This window comes from Deltaproteobacteria bacterium, assembly GCA_020845775.1.
Classification (GTDB): Bacteria; Bdellovibrionota_C; UBA2361; order SZUA-149; family JADLFC01; genus JADLFC01.
Genome location: JADLFC010000123.1, coordinates 1 through 6179, shown reverse-complemented (window position 1 = coordinate 6179; position 6179 = coordinate 1). Strand labels below are relative to the sequence as shown.

Here is a 6179-nt window from a genome sequence, read left to right as displayed (position 1 = left end):
GGTTTAAATGTTATTTCTAACCACCGGAGGAAAAAAATGAGGAAGTGTTATTTGGCTTTTCTTTTTGGCATGTTATCGGCGACTACGGCGTTAGCGGGCTCTGAAATAGTTACAACTGATTCGGGACTAAGATACCAAGATAATGTTGTGGGTGAGGGTTCTGAGGCGCTTAAGGGAAAGACGGTGAAGGTGCATTATACCGGCTGGCTAGACAATAACGGTGCCAAGGGTACTAAGTTCGATAGCTCAGTGGATCGCGGCAGTCCATTTAGCTTCCCACTGGGCGCTGGCAGAGTGATTAGGGGCTGGGACGAGGGTGTCGCTGGCATGAAGGTGGGCGGGAAAAGAACTCTCTTAATTCCGTCCGAGCTGGGATATGGGAGCCAGGGAGCGGGTGCAGTCATTCCGCCAAATGCTAATCTCATTTTTGATGTCGAACTGCTAGAAGTTAATTAGTTGGTGCATACTGTCGCAACTTTCCAAGGTTCAAGAAGCAATAAAATGGGCCTTGGGGGCCTGCGCACTTATCAAATTTCGCTAGCACTGAGTTGTTTAAATTTAGCTAGTTACCGCTGTCAATATGCTCCGCCGCTATGTAACTATATTGTTTAATCCCATATCGGGTAAAGGAAAGGCGGCGGCGATTGCGCAGTCGCTAAATTCGCGTCTTAGCGCCGTTTCTCTACAACTGTATTTCCAGTAATGATGTTGCCGATAAAGTCGCGATTTAGAAAATCGTGGGGAAAGCCTAGAGAAATTTGGCTTACGTTATCGAGTTCAACCAAATGCTCACTAGCTAGACAAAAATCTAGTGCTGCTAAATTGTCTTCTAATTGTTCGGTAGTCCTTGCGCCGATTATGGGGCTTGTTACCTCTGGCTTTTGTAGAAGCCAATTTAATGCAACTTGCGCTGAAGTGCGTCCCGTGATTTCAGCAACTTCTCGCACCTTATCGGCAATTCTCAAATTTGTCTCACTAAGTTTCTTGCTTAAATCGCGCTTGCCACTTTCCTTGGTTTCGCTAATGGGCTTACAGCTCAAGAAGCCACCCGCTAACGGCGACCAAGGAGTCACTGCTAAGTTTAAATCCTTAGCCATCGGAAGCAAGTCTCGCTCTGCCGTGCGCTCAGTTAGGTTGTACTCAATTTGTAAGGCGATAAATGGCGACCAGCCCCTAAAGTCTGCCATGGTATTAGCCTGAGATATTTTCCATGCAGGCGTGTCCGATACACCGATGTATAGCACCTTGCCACTCCTAACCATATCGTCGAGGGCTCGCATAATTTCATCTATGGGGGTTCTGTTTTCCCAAATGTGTAACCATAATAGATCAATAAAATCTGTCTTCAGATTTTTTAAACTGGTCTCCACTGAATTGACGAGACTTTTGCGGTGATTGCCACCGGCATTCGGATCGCCAGGAGCTATGCAAAGCGTATACTTAGTTGCAAGCACTAAGCGAGTTCGCAAACGTTTGATAAACTCGCCTAACATGCGCTCACTAGTGCCACCCGTATAAAAGTTAGCGGTATCGATGAAGTTGCCGCCGCGCTCGACATAAGTATCAAATATCTCGCGGCAAACATCCTTGGAACTTCCCCAACCCCAGTCGGTGCCAAAAGTCATAGTGCCAAGACAAAGCGGGGAAACTCTTAAGCCACTTCTTCCTAGTAAGCGATAATTGGATAATTCAGTGATGTTTTTTGTGTTCATACTGTTAGGACTTGTATTACTAATTTAAGCATTAACCGAATATGGTATGAAATGTGCTCATATGTTCAATGAAAGTTTTTTGCAAGTTACCATAAAGAGTTTTTGGGCATACTCTGTAAGGACGGTTAAAAGGCTAAATAACATATGGCATCTATATTTCACACTTCTTACGAAATAAATATGGCACGAATTGCTTCAAAAAGTAAGCATTCGAGGTTATCCGAGCCGGACACGAAAAATCAGCCCAAGAGTTTTGCGGATTTGCTCGTGGAGCAACAAAACCCAAGTAATGTGGCTAAATTATTGCCAGAGGCAAGCGCGAAAGAAATGCCGCCTAGCCCGATTTGCATGGTGGAAAAGGAAAGTCGCCCAGTCGGTGAGACGTTGTCAAACTTCACCTTGGGCGAAAAAGAGAGATCTTTAAATAAGGAAATTGAAAATACAAGCCACATAGCTTCCAAGCCAATTATTGATGCAAAATCGCTAAAGGCGGTGTCTTACGGTGTCAAAAATGAGAATTATGAGGTCAAAAGTCCACCACCACCGCCAGCTATAAAGCTACCTTTTAGTGCGGAAGACTTGGAAGAAAGTTCTGAGCAACAAATTAAAGACATGCGAGAACAGTTTAAAGTCGAGAAAAGGGAATTTTCGCTTGACCACCTAAGAAATATCATAATGTCCAGTGGAATGCAGCACGGAGTTGATCCGCAGTTAGGTTTAGCGGTTGCCGCAGCCGAATCCTCATTTAGAACTGACGCCGTCAGCAAAGATGGACATGAAACAAAGGGCTTGTTTCAGCTCTTAGATTCAACGGCTAGCGATATGCTTAAACATTTGAACCTAGACAAGCCTTATGATGCATTTAACCCAGAGTTGAATTCAAATTTAGGTGTTGGGTATTTAAGACTACTTCACGACACGTTTAGTAAAGAGACAGCGCTAACATCCGAGATGAAAACCTATCCGGCGATATCTGCCGATGATTTGGAAAAGCTTGCCGTCGCGGCATTTAATACCGGCCAAGGAAATGTTGCGCGTGCTCAGGAGAAGGCGCGAGCACGCGGCGAAAATCCAGGAAACTTTTCTGCTGTCGAGCCACATTTATCGCTGAATACGCAGCGTTACGTAAAGCGAGTGATGGGTTTTAAGCAAAACGCGTAGAACCGTTTCTCGTCTGGCAATGCCAATTAAACTTGCACTTTGATTTTGGCACGACATCTGCTTATCGCAGTGATTAGGTTGTTTTGGTTTTAAAGGCGCGTAAGACGACACGCGCATTTCACACAATGGATAGGGGGTAAATTAAGGACCCTAATAAAGGGCAGGCTAATGCTGCTAGTCAGCAATTGCTGGGGGAGAAAGCAATATGGGAATCAATATACGGACTAATGTTCCTTCACTAAACTCACAAAGGAATCTGGGTTCTACTACTAATAGGTTGCAAAAGGCTTACGAGCGGCTATCGTCAGGGCTTAGAATAACTCGAGCATCGGACGATGCTGCTGGTTTATCGATAGCAGAGCAATTGCGAGCTGATACGCGGATTGCCTCTGTTGCCGTTAGAAATGCCAACGATGGCATATCGATTATAGCAATTACTGATGGAGCAATGGGAGAGATTGGAAATGTGCTTGCTCGCTTGGCGGAGTTAGCAGAACAGTCTGCTAACGGCGTATTCAATACTACTCAGCGTTCGGCGTTAGCGCTTGAATTTGATATGCTCCACAGCGAGATTGAGCGCATAGCAAATACTACTGAGTTTAATGGTTTGCAACTCCTCTCTGGGGGTGCAACTATTTCACTGCAGGTTGGCTTCGATGGCTCCTCGCTATCGCAGATCACTTACTCGGGCGTAGCTGCAACATTGGCACAGCTCGGATTAGCTCCAAGTGGTTCGTCGAGGATTCTCTATTCAATCAATGCTGCTACAGTTGCTGAGGCGCAGACTGCGGCTCGCTCTGCTCTCGATGCGGTAAAGGCAGCTATATCCTCTATATCGCGGGATCGAGGAACTTTGGGTGCGGCAGAAAGCAGGTTAAATATGACGATTCAAAATCTGCTAGTAGCAAGAGAAAATTTCCAGTCCGCAGAAAGTCGCATAAGAGATGTCGATGTGGCAGAAGAGGCCGCAGAGCTAACTCGACTAAACATTTTACAGCAAGCTGCTGCATCGGTGCTAGCACAAGCAAACCAACAGCCTAGCTTAGCGTTATCGCTACTACAATAGACATAGAAGGGGAGTGGCAGAAAGCTAGCCATTTCTAAAACTCCCCTTATCGTTTTGAAAAATAGTCTGTCCATCGCGCATCGACGAGTTTCTTTGTTTCTTCGTCGCAGGTGACTTCTTCTGGGAAACCAGGCTTCGTTCTCGCATCTATAACTACGGGTGACTGCAGGCGCGGATGGAATCTGTGCACAGTCGTTGAACGCGAATAGATATCGGCTGCTGGCTCAAAACGAGTAAATGTCGACCATAGGAAGTTTTGCACAGTGGAAGTGCTAAACTTCGCATCGTCGGCAAATATTATTAACGGCCATCCAAAAAATGTTGGCGTATTGGCGATGCGTTCTGGCGCTTCCGGATCCTCGCTAAAGCTTGGACCACTTACAACTAGGCAACCCGAACAAAAAACCCTGACATCGGTGATATTTGCTGGTGGCTCCCCGTGAAACTCGCTAGGAAGCCCACGAACTGGTTGTCCCATCCCCAACATTACGGCTTTGCTGCCCTCGTTTATCTTGGGGCCAGTGTAATCGAGAGTATCCATAGATAGATTGGAGAACACAAAGAAGTCGGTATTAAAATCTGTGCGCTCCAAAATATACTCCAATACTCCACGGAAGTTCTTGAGATCCATTTCGCGGTCAATTAGCAAGAGAAACTTTGTCAAAGATAATTGACCTTCACCAAGAATGCGGAAGGCAGAAACCATAGCTTCTCGTTTATAGCGCTCCTCGACTACGGCCGCCGCCAATGAGTGATATCCCGTCTCTCCATAACTCCAAAGGTTTTTTACAGTTGGCATTGCCAATGGGAACAAGGGTGACAGGAGCTCTTGAACATAGTTTCCTATAAAGTAGTCTTCTTGGCATGGCTTGCCAACTATCGTTGCTGGAAAAATCGGATTTTTGCGATTAAATACAGCTTCACATGTAAAGACTGGGTACTCATGCTGAAGGGAATAGTAGCCGTAATGATCGCCAAAAGGGCCCTCGGGCAATACCTGCTCGGGATGCACATACCCGACTAAGGCGAATTCTGCCTGAGCGAGAAGCGGCAAGGGCCCAATGGGGTTGTGAGTTAGCTTTATCTTATCGTCCAATAAGAAAGAGGCTAACATGAGTTCTGGCATGTTTTCAGGCATGGGTGCAATGGCAGCTAGGATAGCAGTCGGTGGCCCACCCAAAAAAACATTGACGGGAAGATTCTTGTTAAGTTGCCTGGCGCGATGGAGATGAAAACCGCCCCCTCTGCCAATTTGCATGTGCATGCCAGTGTGGGAGTTATCGTAGATTTGCATTCTATACATTCCCAAGTTGTGAGCGCCAGTCTCGGGATGTTCTGTGTATACCAACGGCAGTGTTAAAAAGGGGCCGCCATCTTTTTTCCAAGTAGTCAAAACTGGAAGCTCTTGAAGCATAGGGGGGATTTGCATGTGGCTAGTAATGGGGCTTTTTTTGGTATACTTAGTCCCAACCGTTAAGAACTTATTTAAAAAACCGCGTTCCGTCCAAAGCTTATCGAAATTAAGCGGAGGCATTAAGTCTTGGATTACCTGCTTAATGTTAGCAATAAAATTTGCGCCTGCTCCGGCAAACGCTAGCTCAACGCGCTCCTTTGTGCCGAAGAGATTCGTAGCGACCGGATATGGGCTCCCTTGAACATTCGTAAATAGTAGAGCTGGCCCAGATTCCGCGATTACTCGGCGATGAATCTCTGGTATCTCGAGATATGGGTCTACGTAAGTATTTATCTCTACTAAATCATTTCTATTGCGTAGCGCAGTAATATATGTTTGCAGGTCGGCAAAGGGCATAGAACTACCTCAGAAATTTCTTTTGTTAGCGTTCAGGATTTCCGATACTGCTCGTTAAGATCATTAAACAAAATCGTCGAGTATAGCAGATACACTCGGGTTTTGTTTAAGACCCCGCCTTCATTAGCGAGACCCTGCACGCCTACATTTTTTTTATGAACTACCAATGCGAGGAAACCGGAGCTTTCTCGCATCACCTCTATCTGTCTGTTATGTCAACTACGTAGCCGCGCGTAGCGATTGGCTAAGTTCTGCAATTAACCCCTCCTTTCCAAAGAGAGAATCGTCGACAATGAGCCAGCCTCCCCCTATCCAATAGAGCTTTATCGAAATTATAGGGCTATCTGGCTGTTTAAATTTCTGAAACTTTAAATAAGCAGTGTTGCCTCTAACGCTTGCATCGATGACATCCAAACCAACAAAGGGGTGT

The 6179-nt window shown here is 45.8% G+C and carries 6 protein-coding genes; 3 read left to right on the top strand and 3 right to left on the bottom strand.

The annotated features are described in order from the left end of the window. Positions 1 to 36: 36 nt before the first annotated feature. Positions 37 to 456 carry an FKBP-type peptidyl-prolyl cis-trans isomerase gene (locus tag IT291_08275; GenBank protein MCC6221218.1) on the top strand — a complete coding sequence of 140 codons (420 nt, stop codon included), beginning with the start codon at positions 37 to 39 and terminating at the stop codon, positions 454 to 456. Positions 457 to 668: 212 nt separating this feature from the next. Here the strand turns inward: IT291_08275 and IT291_08270 are convergent, their stop codons facing one another. Then, positions 669 to 1712: an aldo/keto reductase gene (locus IT291_08270; GenBank protein MCC6221217.1), complete on the bottom strand. Its 1044-nt coding sequence runs from the start codon at positions 1710 to 1712 to the stop codon at positions 669 to 671. A 144-nt stretch (positions 1713 to 1856) separates the two neighbouring features. Here IT291_08270 and IT291_08265 point away from each other — a divergent pair, with 144 nt between their 5' ends. Continuing rightward, complete coding sequence (locus tag IT291_08265; protein MCC6221216.1) at positions 1857 to 2873, top strand: transglycosylase SLT domain-containing protein; 1017 nt, start codon at positions 1857 to 1859, stop codon at positions 2871 to 2873. A gap of 205 nt (positions 2874 to 3078) precedes the next feature. Next, positions 3079 to 3939 carry a flagellin FliC gene (locus IT291_08260; protein MCC6221215.1) on the top strand — a complete coding sequence of 287 codons (861 nt, stop codon included), beginning with the start codon at positions 3079 to 3081 and terminating at the stop codon, positions 3937 to 3939. A gap of 46 nt (positions 3940 to 3985) precedes the next feature. Here IT291_08260 and IT291_08255 read toward each other — a convergent pair whose 3' ends face one another. Beyond that, positions 3986 to 5749 carry a UbiD family decarboxylase gene (locus IT291_08255; GenBank protein ID MCC6221214.1) on the bottom strand — a complete coding sequence of 588 codons (1764 nt, stop codon included), beginning with the start codon at positions 5747 to 5749 and terminating at the stop codon, positions 3986 to 3988. A 219-nt stretch (positions 5750 to 5968) separates the two neighbouring features. Next, a partial coding sequence (locus IT291_08250; GenBank protein ID MCC6221213.1) for a hypothetical protein occupies positions 5969 to 6179 on the bottom strand: 211 nt, incomplete at its 5' end.

What these genes read in the sequence shown, in the direction of transcription:
- IT291_08275 (MCC6221218.1), top strand. Translation starts at nt 37, where the DNA reads ATGAGGAAGTGTTATTTGGCTTTTCTTTTTGGCATGTTATCGGCGACT.
- IT291_08270 (MCC6221217.1), bottom strand. Translation starts at nt 1,712, where the DNA reads ATGAACACAAAAAACATCACTGAATTATCCAATTATCGCTTACTAGGA.
- IT291_08265 (MCC6221216.1), top strand. Translation starts at nt 1,857, where the DNA reads ATGGCATCTATATTTCACACTTCTTACGAAATAAATATGGCACGAATT.
- IT291_08260 (MCC6221215.1), top strand. Translation starts at nt 3,079, where the DNA reads ATGGGAATCAATATACGGACTAATGTTCCTTCACTAAACTCACAAAGG.
- IT291_08255 (MCC6221214.1), bottom strand. Translation starts at nt 5,749, where the DNA reads ATGCCCTTTGCCGACCTGCAAACATATATTACTGCGCTACGCAATAGA.